The 19,364-nt window shown below is 40.7% G+C and carries 16 protein-coding genes; all 16 read left to right on the top strand.

Annotated features, from left to right (window positions below; genetic code table 11):
• The first annotated feature begins 328 nt into the window (after positions 1-328).
• The 16 genes from HMPREF2876_RS08870 (at position 329) to HMPREF2876_RS08795 (ending at position 19,131) form a co-directional block, all read left to right on the top strand.
• Positions 329-2,458: an ATP-dependent Clp protease ATP-binding subunit gene (locus HMPREF2876_RS08870; protein WP_024052583.1), complete on the top strand. Its 2,130-nt coding sequence runs from the start codon at positions 329-331 to the stop codon at positions 2,456-2,458.
• 168 nt (positions 2,459-2,626) lie between these two features.
• The gene (locus HMPREF2876_RS08865; protein ID WP_024052584.1) at positions 2,627-4,087 is read left to right on the top strand and encodes a PTS ascorbate transporter subunit IIC; all 1,461 of its coding nucleotides are present in this window, start codon (positions 2,627-2,629) and stop codon (positions 4,085-4,087) included.
• 30 nt (positions 4,088-4,117) lie between these two features.
• On the top strand, positions 4,118-4,399 hold the full coding sequence (locus tag HMPREF2876_RS08860; protein ID WP_003032305.1) for a PTS sugar transporter subunit IIB: 282 nt from the start codon (positions 4,118-4,120) through the stop codon (positions 4,397-4,399).
• A gap of 202 nt (positions 4,400-4,601) precedes the next feature.
• Positions 4,602-5,087: a PTS sugar transporter subunit IIA gene (locus tag HMPREF2876_RS08855; protein ID WP_020999451.1), complete on the top strand. Its 486-nt coding sequence runs from the start codon at positions 4,602-4,604 to the stop codon at positions 5,085-5,087.
• A 50-nt stretch (positions 5,088-5,137) separates the two neighbouring features.
• Complete coding sequence (locus HMPREF2876_RS08850; RefSeq protein ID WP_024052585.1) at positions 5,138-5,803, top strand: 3-keto-L-gulonate-6-phosphate decarboxylase UlaD; 666 nt, start codon at positions 5,138-5,140, stop codon at positions 5,801-5,803.
• A 3-nt stretch (positions 5,804-5,806) separates the two neighbouring features.
• Entirely contained in the window at positions 5,807-6,667 is an 861-nt protein-coding gene (locus HMPREF2876_RS08845) for an L-ribulose-5-phosphate 3-epimerase (protein ID WP_024052586.1), read from the top strand.
• Positions 6,668-6,669: 2 nt separating this feature from the next.
• On the top strand, positions 6,670-7,371 hold the full coding sequence (locus HMPREF2876_RS08840) for an L-ribulose-5-phosphate 4-epimerase (protein WP_042754115.1): 702 nt from the start codon (positions 6,670-6,672) through the stop codon (positions 7,369-7,371).
• A gap of 207 nt (positions 7,372-7,578) precedes the next feature.
• A complete protein-coding gene (locus tag HMPREF2876_RS08835; RefSeq protein ID WP_070584709.1) occupies positions 7,579-9,249 on the top strand; it encodes a BglG family transcription antiterminator in 1,671 nt (556 codons plus the stop codon).
• A 161-nt stretch (positions 9,250-9,410) separates the two neighbouring features.
• Positions 9,411-10,502 (top strand): L-ascorbate 6-phosphate lactonase, encoded by a 1,092-nt coding sequence (ulaG, locus tag HMPREF2876_RS08830; RefSeq protein WP_024052589.1) that lies wholly within the window; start codon positions 9,411-9,413, stop codon positions 10,500-10,502.
• A gap of 110 nt (positions 10,503-10,612) precedes the next feature.
• On the top strand, positions 10,613-12,589 hold the full coding sequence (tkt, locus tag HMPREF2876_RS08825; RefSeq protein WP_024052590.1) for a transketolase: 1,977 nt from the start codon (positions 10,613-10,615) through the stop codon (positions 12,587-12,589).
• A gap of 95 nt (positions 12,590-12,684) precedes the next feature.
• Positions 12,685-13,173, top strand: a complete 489-nt coding sequence (locus tag HMPREF2876_RS08820; protein WP_070584706.1) for a prolyl-tRNA synthetase associated domain-containing protein — start codon at positions 12,685-12,687, stop codon at positions 13,171-13,173.
• A 108-nt stretch (positions 13,174-13,281) separates the two neighbouring features.
• Positions 13,282-13,620, top strand: a complete 339-nt coding sequence (yajC, locus tag HMPREF2876_RS08815; protein ID WP_003026971.1) for a preprotein translocase subunit YajC — start codon at positions 13,282-13,284, stop codon at positions 13,618-13,620.
• A gap of 342 nt (positions 13,621-13,962) precedes the next feature.
• A complete protein-coding gene (locus tag HMPREF2876_RS08810) occupies positions 13,963-14,712 on the top strand; it encodes an isoprenyl transferase (RefSeq protein ID WP_024052593.1) in 750 nt (249 codons plus the stop codon).
• An 8-nt stretch (positions 14,713-14,720) separates the two neighbouring features.
• Positions 14,721-15,524 (top strand): phosphatidate cytidylyltransferase, encoded by an 804-nt coding sequence (locus HMPREF2876_RS08805; protein WP_024052594.1) that lies wholly within the window; start codon positions 14,721-14,723, stop codon positions 15,522-15,524.
• A gap of 438 nt (positions 15,525-15,962) precedes the next feature.
• Entirely contained in the window at positions 15,963-17,234 is a 1,272-nt protein-coding gene (locus HMPREF2876_RS08800) for a M50 family metallopeptidase (RefSeq protein WP_070241512.1), read from the top strand.
• A 37-nt stretch (positions 17,235-17,271) separates the two neighbouring features.
• Entirely contained in the window at positions 17,272-19,131 is a 1,860-nt protein-coding gene (locus HMPREF2876_RS08795) for a proline--tRNA ligase (protein ID WP_024052596.1), read from the top strand.
• The last annotated feature ends 233 nt before the right edge of the window (positions 19,132-19,364 follow it).

Raw genomic sequence — 19,364 nt, 5'->3', positions numbered from 1 at the left:
AGTAAACGTTGCACTTTTTATTGCAATTTATCATAGATTAAAAAATTATGTAACTTTTTACAAAAATCTATTGACTTTTTGTTTGGAACACTGTATAATTACAATTGTAAACGGAAAGGAATAAAATCCGTTACATTCGCTCAAACAAGATGAAATTCTTAGCTACGCTCAGTTAAAGTGATTTCATCTCTATTTTGGGAGAGGTTTAAAATTATGTAAAATATTGGCTGCCTTTTATAAATATAAATCCAAAAGATAGAGTTGCTCACTTTGTCTTATATTTTAAGCAGTTGCAAAAATTATGTAAAATAACAAATGAGGTACAGATATGAATAACAACTACAACAACTTTGATAATATGGATAATCTTTTCAATCAATTGATGGGAAGAATGGGCGGTTTTAATAGTGAAAATCGGCGTTATCTCATCAATGGACGTGAAGTAACACCAGAAGAATTTGCACAATACCGAGCAACGGGGAAACTGCCGAAACAAGCGGTAGAAAATCAAAATCCGCAAATGCAGGGACAAACAGGTGCTCCAAAACAAGATGGCATTTTAGCAAAATTGGGTCGCAATTTGACAGAAGAAGCGCGGCAAGATATGTTAGATCCCGTTATTGGGCGCAATAAGGAAATTCAAGAAACAGCTGAAATTCTGTCTCGTCGGACGAAGAATAATCCAGTGCTAGTCGGAGATGCTGGGGTTGGTAAGACCGCAGTTGTCGAAGGTTTGGCGCAAGCGATTGTCAACGGCGATGTCCCTGCTGCTATTAAAAATAAGGAAATTATTTCTGTAGATATTTCTGGATTAGAAGCAGGTACGCAATATCGAGGTAGCTTTGAAGAAAATATTCAAAATTTGGTGTCTGAAGTGAAAGAAGCCGGCAATGTCATTCTCTTCTTTGATGAAATTCATCAAATCCTTGGTGCTGGAAGCACAGGTGGAGACAGCGGCTCTAAAGGTTTGGCAGACATTTTGAAACCAGCTCTTTCTCGTGGGGATTTAACTGTGATTGGTGCGACGACGCAAGATGAATACCGCAATACCATTTTGAAAAATGCGGCTTTGGCTCGCCGTTTCAATGAAGTAAAAGTAAATGCTCCGTCTGCAGAGGATACTTATAAGATTTTGCAAGGAATTCTTGATTTGTACGAAAAACACCACAATGTTATCTTGCCAGATGAAGTGTTAAAAGCGGCTGTGGATTATTCGATTCAATATATTCCGCAACGCAGTTTGCCAGATAAAGCAATTGACCTAGTAGATGTGACAGCGGCTCACTTAGCAGCTCAACACCCCGTTACAGATGTGCATGCAGTAGAACGTGAAATCGCAGAGCAAAAGGCCAAACAAGAAGCTGCTGTTGAAAAAGAAGATTTTGAAACGGCTTTGAATGCCAAGATGCGCATTGAAGAGCTGGAAAAGAAAATTGAAAATCATACGGAAGATATGAAAGTGACAGCGACTGTCAATGATGTGGCAGAGTCTGTAGAACGCATGACGGGTATTCCTGTTTCTCAAATGGGCAGCAGCGATATTGAGCGCTTGAAAGAGATGAATGCGCGCTTAAAGACCAAAGTCATTGGACAAAATGAAGCGGTTGAAGCGGTGGCACGTGCTATTCGGAGAAATCGTGCAGGTTTTGATGAAGGCAATCGTCCAATTGGTAGCTTCCTCTTTGTCGGACCAACTGGGGTCGGAAAAACAGAGCTAGCAAAACAATTAGCGCTTGATATGTTCGGTACAAAAGACGCGATTATTCGTTTGGATATGTCTGAATACTCTGACCGCACGGCTGTGTCGAAGTTGATTGGTACAACAGCTGGCTATGTGGGCTACGACGACAATAGCAATACATTGACAGAACGTGTTCGTCGCAATCCATACTCGATCATTTTGCTGGACGAAATCGAAAAAGCTGATCCGCAAGTCATCACGCTGTTATTGCAAGTCTTGGACGATGGACGTTTGACAGACGGTCAAGGAAATACTGTCAACTTTAAGAATACAGTTATTATCGCTACTTCTAACGCAGGATTTGGCTATGAAAGCTTTACGGGCGATGAAGAAAAGGATATGAAAATTATGGATCGGTTGAAACCATACTTCCGTCCAGAATTCTTGAACCGTTTCAATGCAGTCATTGAATTCTCTCATCTTGGTAAAGAAGATTTAGCTGAAATCGTCGACTTGATGTTGGATGAAGTCAACCAAACGCTTGCTAAGAAAGACATCACGTTAACAGTAACAGATGCAGCCAAACATTATCTAGCAGAAGAGGGGTATGATGAAGTCATGGGTGTTCGTCCGCTTCGCCGTGTGATTGAACAACAAATCCGTGACAAAGTAACAGATTATCATCTGGATCATCTGGATGTGAAACATCTTTTGGCAGATCTTAAAGATGATGAATTAGTCATTGAGGAAACAACAGATAGTCAAGTTGAAAAATAAATTTCATTATTCAAACGCTGAGAAATTTCTCGGCGTTTTTGGCTCCCATATTTTTCGCAGTCCAAGAGTGAACAGTTGCTTGTGTAATTCTTGGTCTTTTTGTTACCGCTTACATGGTTTATAATAGGCCTATAAAGAACAAATAAAATAGAAAAAAGGAGAGTTAAAATGAACATCATTTTAAACATTCTGAACTGGTTCTCGCAAAATATTTTGCAGAATCCGGCCTTCTTTGTAGGTCTCTTGGTTCTCATTGGCTATGCGTTATTGAAAAAACCAGCGCATGATGTCTATGCTGGTTTCATCAAAGCGACAGTTGGTTATATGCTGTTGAACGTTGGTGCTGGAGGTTTGGTAACAACTTTCCGTCCGATTTTGGCGGCTTTGAACTTTAAGTTTAAGATTGGTGCGGCGGTTATTGACCCATACTTTGGATTAACAGCGGCAAATACAAAGATTGCAGAAGAATTTCCAAACTTTGTCGGAGCAGCAACAACAGCACTTTTGATTGGTTTTGGTGTCAATATCCTGCTCGTTGCTCTTCGGAAAATTACGAAAGTGCGGACGCTGTTCATTACAGGTCATATCATGGTGCAACAAGCAGCAACCGTTTCATTGATGGTTCTTCTCCTTGTTCCTCAATTGCGTAATAGCTGGGGCGTGCTGGCAATCGGTGTCATCTGTGGACTTTACTGGGCAGTCAGCTCCAATATGACAGTAGAAGCAACACAGCGTTTAACTGGTGGCGGTGGTTTTGCGATTGGTCACCAACAACAATTTGCGATTTGGTTTGTGGATAAAGTTGCAGACAAATTTGGCAAGAAAGAAGAAAATCTTGACAATTTGAAGTTGCCAAAATTATTGTCTATTTTCCATGATACAGTGGTTGCTTCGGCGACGTTGATGTTGGTTTTCTTTGGAGCTATTCTCTTAATCTTGGGTCCAGATATCATGTCAAATGCAAAAGTCATTACATCAGGTACAGTTTACAACCCTGCTAAGCAAGATTTTTACATGTATATCATTCAAACAGCCTTTACTTTCTCAGTTTATCTCTTTGTCTTGATGCAAGGGGTGCGGATGTTTGTAGCAGAATTGACCAATGCCTTCCAAGGTATCTCTAACAAATTGCTTCCTGGTTCATTCCCAGCTGTGGACGTTGCAGCTTCTTACGGTTTTGGTTCACCAAATGCAGTGCTTTCAGGCTTTGCTTTCGGTTTGATTGGACAATTGATTACCATTATGCTCTTGATTGTCTTTAAGAATCCAATTCTGATTATTACCGGTTTCGTTCCAGTATTCTTTGACAATGCAGCGATTGCAGTTTATGCGGATAAGCGTGGTGGCTGGAAAGCTGCGGTTATCTTGTCCTTTATCTCAGGTGTGCTGCAAGTAGCGCTCGGTGCTCTCTGTGTGGCACTGCTCGGTCTTGCTTCTTACGGCGGTTACCATGGAAATATTGACTTTGAATTCCCATGGCTTGGATTTGGCTATCTTTTCAAATACCTTGGTATTGCTGGTTACATTCTTGTCTGTGTGTTCTTGCTGGCTATTCCGCAACTTCAATTTGCCAAAGCAAAAGACAAGGAAGCATACTACCGTGGTGATGTTCAAGCAGAAGAAGAATAAAAATAGATTTAAATATTGGAGGAAAATAATATGGTTAAGGTATTAACAGCGTGCGGAAATGGCATGGGTTCATCTATGGTGATTAAGATGAAAGTAGAAAATGCTCTACGTAAACTTGGGCAAACAGATTTCACGGTCAATTCTTGCAGTGTGGGCGAAGCTAAAAGTTTAGCTTCTGGTTATGATATCGTCATTGCCTCTCTTCATTTGATTCATGAATTGGACGGACGGACAAATGGCAAATTGATTGGTCTAGATAATCTGATGGACGACAAAGAAATTACTGAAAAACTATCACAGGTATTGGAATGATGCGGCTAGAGGTTTGTCTCAGCCTCGTCGCTTAAGAAATTGATATAGAGGCTTTGGACGCTTGTCCAAGCCTCATTCGCTTAAAAGGATAGGTGAAACTGAAAGCATAGGAAAATTGAAGTCTGTTGTACTTTTAAAGTAGCAGAGGATTTCTCTTTGCCAATCCGTTTTGAGTTTCCATTTCCTACGAAAGGAAGAAGCCATGAATTTAAAGCAAGCATTGATTGAAAACAAATCTATTCGTTTAGGGCTTTCTGCTTCAACTTGGCAAGAAGCGGTCAAACTTTCTGTTGACCCTTTGATTGAAAGCGGAGCTGTTAAGCCTGAATATTATGATGCAATCATCGAATCCACAGAAGGATATGGTCCTTATTATATTTTGATGCCGGGTATGGCGATGCCACATGCTCGTCCAGAGGCTGGTGTACAAAAAGATGCCTTCTCTTTGGTGACTTTGAAAGAACCTGTAACTTTCTCAGACGGGAAAGGTGTGAGTGTCTTGTTGGCTCTTGCGGCAACGAGTTCAAAAATTCATACGAGTGTCGCCATTCCGCAGATTATTGCCCTCTTCGAATTGGAAAATTCTATTGATCGTTTGTTAGCTTGTCAAACAGAAGCAGAAGTTCTAGCTTTGATTGATGAGTCAAAAAATAGTCCTTATTTAGAAGGATTGGATTTAGATAGTTAGTAAATGGTTGTGTTTCAATCCATTAGAAAAGAATAGAAGGAGAGAAAATTATGTCAAAACGTCTTCCAAATTTACAAGTTGCACTAGATCATTCAGACTTGCAAGGAGCTATTAAAGCAGCTGTGTCGGTCGGTCATGAAGTGGATGTCATTGAAGCAGGAACGGTTTGTCTCTTGCAAGTCGGTAGTGAGCTGGTAGAAGTGCTGCGCAGTTTATTTCCTGATAAAATCATCGTAGCTGACACTAAATGTGCTGACGCTGGCGGGACAGTTGCTAAAAATAATGCCGTACGCGGTGCGGATTGGATGACTTGCATTTGTTGTGCGACGATTCCAACCATGAAAGCAGCCCTGAAAGCTATACAAGAAGAACGCGGTGAACGCGGTGAAATTCAGATTGAACTCTACGGTGATTGGACTTATGAGCAAGCTCAGATTTGGTTAGATGCTGGTATCTCGCAAGCCATTTATCACCAATCACGCGATGCCCTTCTTGCCGGCGAAACTTGGGGTGAAAAAGATCTCAATAAAGTTAAGAAATTGATTGAAATGGGTTTCCGTGTGTCTGTGACAGGTGGTTTGAATGTGGATACACTCAAACTCTTTGAAGGAGTGGATGTCTTTACCTTTATTGCTGGACGCGGAATAACAGAAGCTGAAAACCCAGCAGCAGCAGCGTGTGCTTTCAAAGACGAAATCAAGCGAATATGGGGGTAAGTCATGGCACGTCCAATTGGAATTTATGAAAAGGCGACACCGAAGCATTTTTCTTGGCAAGAACGGTTAGAATTTGCCAAAGAAATGGACTTTGATTTTGTGGAAATGTCGGTTGATGAAAGCGATGCTCGGTTGGCGCGTCTCACTTGGTCCAAAGAAGAACGCCTAGAGCTTGTCAAAGCCATCTATGATACAGGTGTGCGGATTCCAAGCATTTGTTTTAGCGGACATCGGCGCTATCCATTAGGCTCGAACGATCCTGAGCTAGAAGCAAAATCACTTGAAACGGTGAAACAATGTATTGAGTTAGCGCAAGATTTGGGTGTGCGAGTTATTCAATTAGCCGGCTATGATGTTTATTATGAAGAAAAATCACCTGAAACACGCGTTCGTTTCTTAAAAAATCTGCGACGAGCATGTGATTGGGCTGAGCAGGCGCAGGTCATGCTGGCGATTGAAATTATGGATGACCCATTTATCAACAGCATTGAAAAATATCTGGCTGTGGCAAAAGAAATCAATTCGCCTTATCTCTTTGTCTATCCAGATACAGGTAATGTTTCTGCTTGGCATAATGACCTCTGGAGTGAATTTTACCTTGGTCATCAGGCAATTGCTGCGCTGCACTTAAAAGATACCTATGCCGTGACGGAGCATTCTAAAGGGCAATTTCGAGATGTACCTTTTGGCAAAGGTTGTGTCAATTGGGAAGAAATGTTTGCCGTTTTGAAAAAAACCAACTACCAAGGACCGTTTTTGATTGAAATGTGGTCTGAAAATTGTGAAACGGTGGAAGAAACCAAAGCAGCTATCAAAGAAGCGCAGGATTTCCTTTATCCACTCATTGAGAAAGCGGGGTTATGAGAATGTTAGTACCAGAATTACGAGAACGTGTCTATAAAGCCAATATGGAGCTTCCAGAGCATGGTTTGGTGAAATTTACTTGGGGAAATGTTTCGGCGATTGACCGCGAGAAAGGCTTGATTGCCATTAAACCTTCTGGTGTGGCGTATGAAAAATTATCTCCAGAAAATATGGTTGTGACTGATTTGGACGGTAATATTGTCGAAGGAGACCTGAATCCGTCGTCAGATTTGCCGACGCATGTGGAACTGTACAAAGCATTTCCAGAAGTGGGTGGCATTGTTCATACGCACTCGACAGAAGGAGTGGCTTGGGCGCAAGCAGGACGTGATATTCCTTGTTATGGCACCACGCACGCTGATACTTTCTACGGTTCAATTCCATGCGCTCGTGCCTTGACACCAGAGGAAATCAATGGCGAGTACGAAAAAGAAACTGGGAAAGTCATTATTGAAGAATTTGCCAAGCGTGGCTTAGATCCGCTCGCAGTAGCAGGTGTAACCGTCCGCAACCACGGACCATTTGCTTGGGGCAAGGACGAAAAGTCTGCTGTTTATAATGCAGTTGTTCTGGAAGAATCCGCTCGTATGGCACGCTACACAGAAGCTATCAATCCAGAAGTGGCAGAAGTGCCGCAAGATCTCAAAGACAAGCATTACCTGCGAAAACACGGAAAGAATGCTTACTACGGACAGAAAAAGTAAGAACGACGATAAGAAATCTATCAAGGGGTGGAACGATTACTATGATTCAGAGTGTCATGGTTGGCAGTTCCACACCCTGCTTTTCTCATTCTGCTTCCGCAACAAACTCAAAGATAAGCAAAATAACAGATGGACTCGTTTCAATCTCGTAGGAAGATGTGTGAAAAGATGTTATAATAATTTACAGTCCCTTTCAAGGAGTAAATGATGATACTATTGGACCAGACAAGTTGTGACTTACTAAGATACCTCATTCAGCTGAAAGAGCCAGAAACGATTATGACGATTTCACGGGCAACCAATCAATCGCGGAGGAAGATTTATTATCATTTGGAAAAAATCAATGACGCTTTGGCAGAGGTTGGTGAAATGATTAGCAGTCGTCCGAGGGTAGGGATTGTCTTAACTGCACAGCAAAAAGAATTATGCCAATCCTTGCTGGAAGGAGTCGATTCTTATAGTTATGTCATGAACATGACCGAGCGCATGCAGTTGACTGTTCTGTATATTTGTGTTGCAAACAAGCGTGTGACCATTGAAAAACTGATGGAATTGACAGAAGTATCCCGCAATACGGTTCTCAACGATTTGAATGAAATCCGCAATCAGTTAGCTTCGGAGCAGTATCAAGTCAATCTCACTTCCACGAAAGCGCAAGGATATTTTTTAAAGTGTCATCCGCTCAATAAAATCCAATATGTTCATTCTCTCTTGTATCACATTTTTGTAGAGGGAAATCATAGTTTTGTGATGATTTTGACAGAAAAGATAAAAGCATTTATCGGAGAAGATTTACTTTTGTCCGATGATTTACAGGATTTTCTCAATCAAATAGTGCAAGATGTGGAGCAGAATTTGGGCAAGAAAATCAATCGACATGAAATCAAGTTCATGCTGCAAGTTTTACCATATCTGCTGTTGAGCTGCCGCAATATGGCCTTAAATGAGGAAGAACAGGAAGACTTGAAGCGTGAGTTTACCTTGATTCGCAAGCGGATAGAATACCAAGCAGCCAAGAATTTGAATAGTAATTTACAGGCAACATTTGGCTTGCAATTAAATGACATTGAGATTTCTCTCTTAGCCGTTCTTTTGCTTTCTTATCGGAAGGACAGGGATATTCATGCAACCAGTCAAGATTTTGTCCAATTAAAAGAAGCGATTGATGAGTTTATCTTGCGTTTTGAAGTTAGTTCGCACTTTGAAATTGAAAATAAAGAAGATTTGTTGCGGAATTTATTGACGCACTGCAAGGCTCTGCTGTTCCGTAAAACCTACGGAATTGTATCCCAAAATCCATTAACTGCTCAAATCAAGGAAAAATATGCAGAGTTGTTTGCGGTCACCAAGTCTTGCGCTGTGATTTTGGAGGAAGCGTGGCTTATTTCACTAACCGATGATGAGGTGGCTTATCTTGCTCTTCACATGGGTGGATTTTTAAAGCATAATCATGCTGAAAAACGAGATGCTAAACGAATTTATTTAGTTTGTGACGAGGGAGTCGCTGTGCAGAAATTGCTGCTCAAGCAGTGCTTATATCATTTGCCAAATGAAAATTTAGGCGCTGTTTTTACGACAGAGCAATTCAAAAGTGTTGAAGACATTTTAGATGTGGACTTATTGATTACGACAAATGACGGGTTGGAAACTACTTTGCCAACGATACAGGTTCAGCCTATTTTGGACTACGAGGATGTATTGAATATTACTTCTTTTGTGAAAGATCAAGCTCTTTCTACTAAAGGCGTGCGATTTAGTCAAGATTTAGAACGACTTTTGTCACAATACCTCAAGGATTCAACTCGTACACAAGAGTTGAAAAATAAAATTCAAAAGCTTGTAAACGAAGAATTATTATCAACTTCAACAGAAGACTGAAAGAATGGATGACTAGCTAGGGATAGAATTCCCGGCTTTTTTAGGTACTAAAAATAGTCCAATCTTGAACACAGCCTTGTGCTTTATTTGGTCTTTTTTTCTCTCTTAGAGCAGCTTATACTAAAGATAGAAATATAATATTATCTTGAGGAGGAATGATCATGCTAAACGTAAACGAAATTACTCGGGAATCTTGGATTTTAAGTACTTTCCCAGAATGGGGCACTTGGCTTAACGAAGAAATTGAAGCAGAAGTAGTGCCTGAAGGTAACTTTGCTATGTGGTGGTTAGGGAATTGTGGTGTTTGGATTAAGACGCCAGGCGGAGCTAATGTGGTTATGGATCTTTGGTCTAACCGCGGAAAATCAACTAAAAAGGTCAAAGATATGGTGCGGGGACATCAAATGGCAAATATGGCAGGCGTACGTAAATTACAGCCAAATTTGCGCGTGCAGCCAATGGTGATTGATCCATTTATGATTAATGAGTTGGACTATTATCTGGTATCGCATTTTCACAGTGACCATATTGATATCAATACTGCAGCAGCGATTGTCAACAATCCGAAATTGAATCATGTTAAATTTGTCGGACCTTATGAATGTGGCGAAATCTGGAAAAAATGGGGTGTCCCAGAAGAACGTATCATCGTGATTAAACCCGGCGAAAGTTTTGAGTTTAAAGATATTAAAGTATCAGCTGTGGAATCTTTCGACCGAACTTGCTTGGTAACACTTCCGGTTGATGGTGCTGATGCCCAAGATGGTGAACTGAAAGGTCTGCCTGTAACAGATGAAGAAATGGCGCGTAAAGCAGTCAATTACATCTTTGAAACGCCAGGTGGTACAATTTATCATGGTGCAGATTCGCACTTCTCAAACTATTTTGCCAAACACGGAAAAGATTTCAATATTGATGTAGCGATTAACAACTACGGTGATAATCCAATCGGTATTCAAGACAAGATGACTTCAATTGATTTGCTTCGTATGGCTGAAAACCTTCGTGCCAAAGTTATTATTCCAGTTCATTATGATATTTGGTCTAACTTCATGGCTTCAACGGACGAGATTTTAGCCTTGTGGAAGATGCGTAAAGAGCGCCTCCAATATCAATTCCATCCATTCATCTGGGAAGTCGGTGGTAAATATACCTATCCGCAAGACAAAGACAGGATTGAATATCATCACCCACGTGGCTTTGATGATTGCTTTGAGCATGATTCAAACATTCAATTTAAGGCTTTACTATAAAAAATTAAGTGGGAATTATCCGTATACATTGCGATATGCGGATAATTTTCTTATAATGATAGTGTAGAATAATTGCTACTGAAAAGGTAGTATTATAAAAGGAGAATTCAATGTCAAATTTATCTGTCAATGCCATTCGTTTTTTGGGAATTGATGCTATTGAAAAATCAAAATCTGGGCATCCAGGTGTTGTCATGGGCGCAGCACCGATGGCTTATGACTTATTTACCAAGCAAATGCGTGTGAATCCAGAAGTACCAAATTGGGTCAATCGCGATCGTTTTGTTTTATCAGCAGGCCACGGCTCTATGCTGCTCTATGCACTTCTTCACTTGTCTGGTTTTCAAGATGTCACTATGGACGAAATCAAGCACTTCCGTCAATGGGGTTCTAAAACGCCTGGACATCCAGAATTTGGACATACGGCTGGTGTAGATGCGACAACTGGACCCCTCGGTCAAGGAATTTCGATGGCAACTGGTTTTGCGCAAGCAGAACGTTTCCTAGCTGCTAAGTACAACCGTGAAGGCTATAATATCTTTGACCACTATACCTATGTCATCTGTGGTGACGGGGACTTAATGGAAGGTGTGTCTGCTGAAGCGGCTTCTTATGCTGGACTGCAAAAGCTAGATAAGCTCATCGTTCTCTATGATTCAAACGACATCAATTTGGACGGAGAAACGAAAGATTCCTTTACAGAAAGTGTTCGTGACCGTTACAATGCTTACGGCTGGCACACAGCTTTGGTCAAAGATGGAACAGACTTAGAAGCAATCGATACGGCGATTGAAACCGCAAAAGTTTCTGGCAAACCTTCCTTGATTGAAGTCAAAACGGTGATTGGTTATGGCTCACCAAATAAACAAGGGACAAATGCTGTTCATGGAGCGCCTCTTGGTGCGGAAGAAGCAGCGGCTACTCGCAAAGCCCTTACTTGGGATTACGCACCATTTGAAATTCCAGAAGAAGTCTACGAAGATTATCGAGTTAATGTTGCAGAACGCGGCAAAGCTGCCTATGATGCTTGGGAAAAACTCGTTGAAGAATACAAACAAGCCTATCCTGACTTAGCTGATGAAGTTTCTGCCATTATTGCTGGAAAAGATCCAGTTGAGATCAAACCAGAAGATTTTCCAGTAAAAGAAACAGGTCTTTCACAAGCTACTCGTAATTCTAGCCAAGATGCTTTGAATGCTGCCGCAAAAGTTCTCCCAACTTTCCTTGGTGGCTCTGCTGACCTCGCTCATTCTAATATGACTTACATCAAAGAAGATGGCTTGCAAGATGATGCCCACCGTCTTAACCGCAATATTCAATTTGGTGTGCGTGAATTTGCTATGGGTACTATTTTGAATGGTATGGCGCTTCACGGAGGACTTCGTGTTTATGGCGGTACGTTCTTTGTCTTCTCAGACTATGTTAAAGCGGCTGTTCGCTTATCAGCCCTTCAAGGCTTACCTGTGACTTATGTCTTTACGCATGACTCAATTGCAGTTGGTGAGGATGGTCCAACTCATGAACCAATTGAGCACTTAGCAGGTCTTCGTGCAATTCCAAACCTCAATGTCTTGCGCCCAGCAGATGCACGTGAAACACAGGCTGCTTGGTACTTGGCACTCAAGAGTCAAACAACTCCAACAGCTTTGGTTCTCACACGTCAAAACTTGACAGTTGAAGCTAGAACTGACTTTGACAAGGTGGCGAAAGGAGCTTATGTTGTATATGAAACAGCAAATGGTTTTGATACAATTCTTCTGGCATCTGGTTCTGAAGTTAACTTAGCTGTTGCAACTGCTAAAGAGTTGGAAGTACAAGGAGAAAAGGTTCGTGTTGTCAGCGTACCATCAACAGACATCTTTGATGCACAAGACGCTGCTTACAAAGAAGAAATTTTACCAAATGCAGTTCGTCGCCGTGTTGCTATCGAAATGGCTGCAACCCAGTCTTGGTATAAATATGTCGGACTTGACGGAGCTGTTATCGGTATTGACAAATTCGGTGCTTCTGCCCCAGCTGCTAAGGTAATGGAAGAATATGGCTTCACCGTTGCTCATGTCGTAGAAGTTGTGAAAAATTTGAAATAGTAACTATCAAGAAGAACCGAGGCTTGCTTTGCTTCGGTTTTTCTAACTAGAAATGCTATAATGAAAATAGGAAATTTTATCTCGGAGGTGTGAAGATGACAAAGGAAAGTATGATTTATCAGCTGTTGGATGAATTGAAAATTTCTTATGATCGTCTGGATCATGAACCAATTTCTTCCGTTATTGAGGCAGCTGAAAAAGGAATTGTCTTACCGGGGCAACAGGTCAAAAATCTCCTTTTGAAAAATAAAAAGGGACGTCAATTTTATTTGGTCATTTTGCGGGACGAAAAAACGGCAGATATCAAGCATTTGGCAGAAATCCTTGATGAAAAACGATTATCATTTGCCAATGATAAGGAGCTGGAGGAGCTTTTACAGGTAGAGCCAGGTGCGGTTACACCCTTTGGGCTGCTTTTTGATAAGGAAAAGAAAGTCCAACTGATTGTGGACGAGGAGGTTGATCCGAACTTGACCGTGGGTTTTCATCCTTTTGTCAATACAACAACGCTCAATATCGCTTATGCGGACTTTTTACGCTTTTTGGAAAAAGCAGAGCATACTGTCAAAAGAATTCGCTGCTAGTCAGACTTAAGGAGGAATCCTTTTAGAAATTTCAGCTCTTCCTTGTAAATTCTTTAGGAATCTGCTATAGTAGATAATATATGAAATCTAAAGGAGACTAAAATGAAAATGGGTAACGGTTTTTCAATTTTAATCATGTTGGTTGTGATGATGGGCTTGATGTTCTTCATGCAACGTTCTCAAAAGAAACAAGCAGACAAACGGATGGAAAGCTTGAACAAACTACAAAAAGGATATGAAGTCATTACGATTGGTGGCTTGTATGGTACGGTTGATGAAGTTGATACTGAAAAGAAAACGGTTGTTCTCGATGTAGATGGTGTTTACTTGACATTTGAATTAACAGCTATTAAGACCGTATTGCCTCTCACAGAGGGAATCACAGCAGTTGCTGGTGCAGACGGAAGTGTTGATATGTCAGAAGATACAGCTATTGAAGAAGAATAGTAGTGTTTTAAGCTAAAAAAGGGATTGGAGTTTCTCCAGTTCTTTTATTTTTGCTTGAAAGGTTTCTTTTACAATTTATAAGAATAATTCTTTTTCTACTTTGACGTCGCCAATTAGCTATTTTGATGCCAAAGCCCAACCAAGTAACAAATATTCCCTTAGCAGAATAGGAATTTTAAAAAGATAAAGCATTTAATTTTATCGTAAAATAATGTGAAAAAGAAATTGGAGCCAAAAATTTCTATGTTTCGGCTTCTTTTTTATCTGAAATTTATCATAAATCCCATTTTTAGAGGATTTATGATATAATGAAATGTAAAACTTTATTAGGAAAACAAGCAGATGTTTAGTTTTAAGAAAAAAGAAAAAATTGAAGTTCCGTTACAAATACCAAAACATATCGGTATTATTATGGACGGGAATGGTCGTTGGGCTAAAAAGAGAATGCAGCCGCGCGTTTTCGGGCATAAGTCTGGAATGGAAACTTTGCAAAATGTTACCATTGCAGCTAAAGAGTTGGGTGTCCAAGTATTGACAGTCTACGCGTTCTCCACAGAAAATTGGTCGCGTCCTGAAAAAGAAGTCAGCTTTATCATGAACTTGCCGGTTGAATTTTACGACCGTTATGTGCCTGAGTTGCATAGAAATAACGTAAAAATTCAAATGATTGGAGATACAGAGCGGCTGCCTAAGACAACGTATGATGCGCTTTGCAAAGCAGAAGAATTAACGCGACTCAACACAGGCTTGATTCTGAATTTTGCCTTGAATTATGGTGGTCGTGCTGAGATTGTTCAGGCAGTTAAAATGATTGCTCAAGATGTGTTAGATGCCAAGTTCAGTCCGGGCGAGATTGATGAAGAGATGATTGCCAATTATCTACAAACCAGCAGTCTACCTCGATTATTGCGCAATCCGGATTTGGTCATTCGAACGAGCGGAGAATTGCGTTTGAGTAATTTCTTACCTTGGCAAAGTGCATATAGTGAGCTGTATTTTACAGACATTTTATGGCCGGATTTTGATGAGAAAGCTTTGAAAGCAGCTATTGAAGAATATAGTAAACGAAATCGTCGATTTGGCGGCGTGTAGGAGAATTTATGGATAAGGATTTACAAAGACGTGTTATTTTTGGCGGAGTGGCACTTGCTATCTTCATTCCAGTTTTGATGATAGGAGGCGCTCTTCTGCAAATTGGAATGGGGCTTCTAGCCATGTTGGGTGTTCATGAATTGCTACAAATGAAAGGGCTGAGAAGTACCACACTAGAAGGTGTCTTAGCTATGTTAGCAGGTTTTGTGCTGACGATTCCACTCGAAAACTATTTGAAATTTTTGTCGGTAGACGGAAATGTTGTGGCCTATAGTTTAGTTGTTTTTCTTCTATTAGGCTCAACTGTTCTAGGGAAAAATTACAGTTTTGAAGATGCGGCTTATCCAATCGCTGCGAGTTTTTACGTGGGAATTGGCTTCAATGCTTTGCTAGATGCACGGGTGGCTGGTTTTGACAAAGTGCTCTTAGCCTTGTTTATCGTCTGGGCAACGGATAGCGGAGCTTACTTGGTCGGACGGAGATATGGCGTACGTCGCTTAGCTCCTCATGTTTCACCAAATAAAACTGTTGAGGGCAGCCTAGGAGGCATTGCTTCAGCAGTCCTTGTAACATTTATTTTTATGTTGTTTGATAGAAACGTTGCCGCACCTCATCATATGTTTGTCATGCTTCTTTCCACAGTATTCTTTAGTATTGCAGGTCAGTTTGGGGACTTGGTAGAAAGTGCAATTAAGCGCCATTTTGGAGTCAAAGATTCTGGTAAATTTATACCCGGACATGGTGGTGTGTTAGATCGTTTTGACAGCATGCTGTTTGTCTTTCCCTTGATGCATTTCTTTGGATTGTTCTAATGAGAATGGTAAAATGAAGTGGGACAGACTAACGTGATTGTTTTGTAATCACTCACAGAAAAATGAAATCTGAGAAGATGAGATAAAAAATCAATATTTCGCAAGAAGTTTATTTTGTTACTCCCCTCTGCACAGTTGACTAGGATAGTTGTTGTTCTTTCCCTAGTAAGGGATTAGAACTACCACTCGACAGTGATTGATTGGCACTAAAGTACCTAATCAATTGTGCATAGGAACTCTAAATTGACTAAAGTCAACAGAGTTTCTCATTACTGCGTTTTGTTGTAAAAATAATTATTGTAAGAGTCTGGGAAACGTTCCTTCCAGCCTCTTTGTGAATGAACTTTATAAGGAAATCTTAAGCCGAGTGAAGTAATCTTGATTTGCTGGGTGCAATTCAGTAAGATGATCATGTCAGAAAGTAGAAAGGTTGGTGTAATGCAGTCTGGTATTATAGGAATTATCACCTTTATCATTGTTTTTGGAATTATTGTAGTTGTTCATGAGTTTGGACATTTCTATTTTGCGAAAAAATCGGGCATTTTGGTGCGGGAGTTTGCTATTGGAATGGGCCCGAAAATTTTTGCTCATATCGGAAAAGACGGTACGGCGTATACCATTCGGATGTTACCGCTGGGTGGCTATGTTCGTATGGCTGGTTGGGGCGAAGATTCGACCGAGATTAAAACCGGAACACCTGCTAGTTTGACTTTAAATGAAGCAGGTAAGGTCGTCCGAATCAACCTTTCGGGCAAGAAAATTGATCAAACCGCTTTGCCGATGAATGTGACGGGCTTTGATTTGGAAGACAAGCTGGAAATCACTGGTTTGGTACTAGATGAACAAAAGACCTATGCGGTTGACCATGACGCAACAATCGTAGAAGAAGACGGCACAGAGGTTCGGATTGCTCCGCTTGATGTGCAGTATCAAAATGCTAGTTTAGGCGGGCGCCTCATTACCAACTTTGCAGGACCGATGAACAATTTCATTTTGGGGATTGTAGCTTTTCTGTTGTTGATTTTCATGCAGGGTGGCGTTGCCAATCCCAATACAAATCATATTCGTGTCTTACAGGACGGTGCCTTGGCACAAGCTGGTGTAAAAAATAACAACCAGATTTTAAAAGTTGGTCAAGCAGAAATCAAGAATTGGTCGGATTTGACCCAAGCTGTTCAGTCTGAGACGAAAAACAGTAAAGGGCAGTCAGAACTAAATGTGACTGTTAAAAGCGGAAATAAAGTTCAAGAGCTGACAGTTAAGCCTAAAAAAGAGCAAGGAAGATATCTATTAGGAGTGATGCCGGGCTTGAAATCAGATTTTCCGTCTATGATCGCGGGTGGGTTTAGCATGGCTTGGAACGCTAGTTTCCGCATCTTTGACGCTTTAAAAAATTTAATTTTCCACCCAGACATCAATAAACTAGGCGGTCCTGTGGCGATTTACAAAGCCAGTAGTGACGCTGCTAAAGGCGGAATTGAAAGTGTTATCGCTTTATTAGCTATGCTATCTCTAAATATTGGTATTTTTAATCTCATTCCTATCCCAGCGCTTGACGGTGGAAAGATTGTGCTCAATCTTCTTGAAGCCATTCGTCGCAAGCCATTGAAACAGGAAACAGAAACCTATGTCACGTTGGCAGGTGTCGCTGTTATGGTACTCCTAATGATTGTGGTGACCTGGAATGATATTATGAGAACCTTCTTTTAAAAGGTGAATTCTAAATAATAAATAAAAGGAAGAATTTATGAAACAAAGTAAAATGTTAATCCCAACACTACGTGAAATGCCTAGTGATGCACAAGTCATCAGCCATGCACTTATGCTGCGTGCGGGCTATGTCCGCCAAATTTCAGCAGGTGTTTACTCTTACTTACCATTGGCTAATCGCGTGATTGAAAAAGTAAAAAAAATCATGCGAGAAGAATTTGAAAAAATCGGTGCGGTCGAAATGTTAGCTCCAGCCCTCCTTAGTGCCGACCTTTGGCGTGAATCAGGTCGTTATGATACCTACGGTGAAGATCTTTATAAATTAAAAAATCGCGAAGGTTCAGATTTTATCTTAGGGCCCACTCATGAAGAAACATTCACCGCAATTGTACGGGATTCTGTAAAATCTTATAAGCAATTACCGCTTAATCTTTATCAGATTCAGGCTAAATACCGTGATGAAAAGCGTCCTCGAAATGGCTTATTGCGGACACGTGAGTTTATCATGAAAGACGGTTATAGCTTCCATGCCAATTACGATAGCCTAGACGTGACTTATGATGAATACAAGACGGCTTATGAAAATATTTTTATTCGTAGTGAGATTGAATTTAAAGGTATTATCGGTGACGGTGGTGCCATGGGTGGAAAGGATAGTCAAGAATTTATGGCCATTACACCTGAACGGACAGACCTCAGCCGTTGGGTTGTCTTGGACAAGTCAGTCGCTAGCTTTGATGAAATTCCAGCTGATGTGCAAGAAGCCATTAAAGCTGAATTGACAAGTTGGTTGGTGTCTGGTGAAGATACTGTTGTGTATTCAAGCGAGTCAAACTATGCTGCAAATTTGGAAATGGCAACGAATGAATACAAACCAAGCAATCGTGTCGTGGCAAAAGAGGAATTGACTCGTATAGAGACCCCAGATTGCAAGTCAATTGATGAAGTCGCTGCTTTTCTTCATGTTGATGAAAGCCAAACAATTAAAACGTTGGTTTATATTGCTGATGAGAAACCGATTGTAGCGCTTCTTGTTGGGAATGATCAACTGAATGAAGTCAAGCTGAAAAATTATTTAGGTGCTGATTTTTTTGAACCAGCAAGTGAAAAAGAAGTTCGTGAATTATTTGGAGCAAACTTTGGTTCTCTTGGACCTGTTCATCTTCCAGAAGATGTTCAAATTATCGCTGATCGCAAAGTAGAGGACGTTCGAAATGCGGTGGTTGGTGCCAATGAAGACGGTTATCATTTGACCGGTGTCAATCCAGGGCGAGACTTCACAGCAGAATATGTAGATATTCGCGAGGTGCGTGAAGGAGAAATTTCACCAGACGGACAAGGCGTCTTGAAATTTGCACGTGGCATTGAAATTGGACATATTTTTAAATTAGGAACTCGTTATTCAGAAAGTATGAATGCGACTGTTTTAGATGAAAATGGTCGTGCAGTTCCTGTCGTAATGGGCTGCTATGGTATTGGTGTCAGTCGCCTCTTATCAGCTGTTATGGAGCAACATGCACGCCTCTTTGTCAATAAAACGCCAAAGGGAGACTATCGCTATGCTTGGGGAATCAATTTTCCAAAAGAATTGGCACCGTTTGATGTGCATCTAATCCCTGTAAATGTCAAAGACGAGGAAGCTCTTTCATTGACAGAACAACTAGAAGCAAAGCTGCTCAAAGCTGGCTACGAAGTTTTGACAGATGACCGCAATGAACGCGCAGGTGTGAAATTCAGCGATAGTGACTTGATTGGCCTACCAATCCGTGTGACGATCGGGAAAAAAGCAGCTGACCGCATCGTTGAAGTCAAAATCAAAGCGACAGGTGATACCATTGAAGTGCATGTTGACAACCTTCTTGAAACACTTGCAATCTTAACGAAGAAAAATGAATAAATAGGTCTAAAACAAGATCTAAATTATCATTCAAAAAACAGGAAAAATCTTAATTGGAGACAATCCGAAAGAGATTTTGCCTGTTTTTTTGAGTTGATACTTTGCGTCGACTTGTTGGCGTGGGACAAAGAAGGACTGTTGAGGGAAATGTGTTTTACTTTGCTTTCATTTTTTACTATTTGAAGATAAAAAATAAATTTTTAGGGCATCTTCTGAGGAAACCTTTGAAATAT

Origin of the sequence: Streptococcus sp. HMSC073A12 (assembly GCF_001812815.1) — a bacterium.
Taxonomy (GTDB): domain Bacteria; phylum Bacillota; class Bacilli; order Lactobacillales; family Streptococcaceae; genus Streptococcus; species Streptococcus vaginalis.
This window is presented reverse-complemented; position numbering and strand designations above follow the sequence as displayed.

Coding starts and splice junctions, on each gene's coding strand:
- yajC (WP_003026971.1), top strand. CDS start 13,282: ATGGGTAACGGTTTTTCAATTTTAATCATGTTGGTTGTGATGATGGGC.
- HMPREF2876_RS08805 (WP_024052594.1), top strand. CDS start 14,721: ATGGATAAGGATTTACAAAGACGTGTTATTTTTGGCGGAGTGGCACTT.
- HMPREF2876_RS08860 (WP_003032305.1), top strand. CDS start 4,118: ATGGTTAAGGTATTAACAGCGTGCGGAAATGGCATGGGTTCATCTATG.
- HMPREF2876_RS08850 (WP_024052585.1), top strand. CDS start 5,138: ATGTCAAAACGTCTTCCAAATTTACAAGTTGCACTAGATCATTCAGAC.
- HMPREF2876_RS08800 (WP_070241512.1), top strand. CDS start 15,963: ATGCAGTCTGGTATTATAGGAATTATCACCTTTATCATTGTTTTTGGA.
- HMPREF2876_RS08870 (WP_024052583.1), top strand. CDS start 329: ATGAATAACAACTACAACAACTTTGATAATATGGATAATCTTTTCAAT.
- HMPREF2876_RS08865 (WP_024052584.1), top strand. CDS start 2,627: ATGAACATCATTTTAAACATTCTGAACTGGTTCTCGCAAAATATTTTG.
- HMPREF2876_RS08855 (WP_020999451.1), top strand. CDS start 4,602: ATGAATTTAAAGCAAGCATTGATTGAAAACAAATCTATTCGTTTAGGG.
- HMPREF2876_RS08810 (WP_024052593.1), top strand. CDS start 13,963: ATGTTTAGTTTTAAGAAAAAAGAAAAAATTGAAGTTCCGTTACAAATA.
- ulaG (WP_024052589.1), top strand. CDS start 9,411: ATGCTAAACGTAAACGAAATTACTCGGGAATCTTGGATTTTAAGTACT.
- HMPREF2876_RS08845 (WP_024052586.1), top strand. CDS start 5,807: ATGGCACGTCCAATTGGAATTTATGAAAAGGCGACACCGAAGCATTTT.
- tkt (WP_024052590.1), top strand. CDS start 10,613: ATGTCAAATTTATCTGTCAATGCCATTCGTTTTTTGGGAATTGATGCT.
- HMPREF2876_RS08840 (WP_042754115.1), top strand. CDS start 6,670: ATGTTAGTACCAGAATTACGAGAACGTGTCTATAAAGCCAATATGGAG.
- HMPREF2876_RS08795 (WP_024052596.1), top strand. CDS start 17,272: ATGAAACAAAGTAAAATGTTAATCCCAACACTACGTGAAATGCCTAGT.
- HMPREF2876_RS08820 (WP_070584706.1), top strand. CDS start 12,685: ATGACAAAGGAAAGTATGATTTATCAGCTGTTGGATGAATTGAAAATT.
- HMPREF2876_RS08835 (WP_070584709.1), top strand. CDS start 7,579: ATGATACTATTGGACCAGACAAGTTGTGACTTACTAAGATACCTCATT.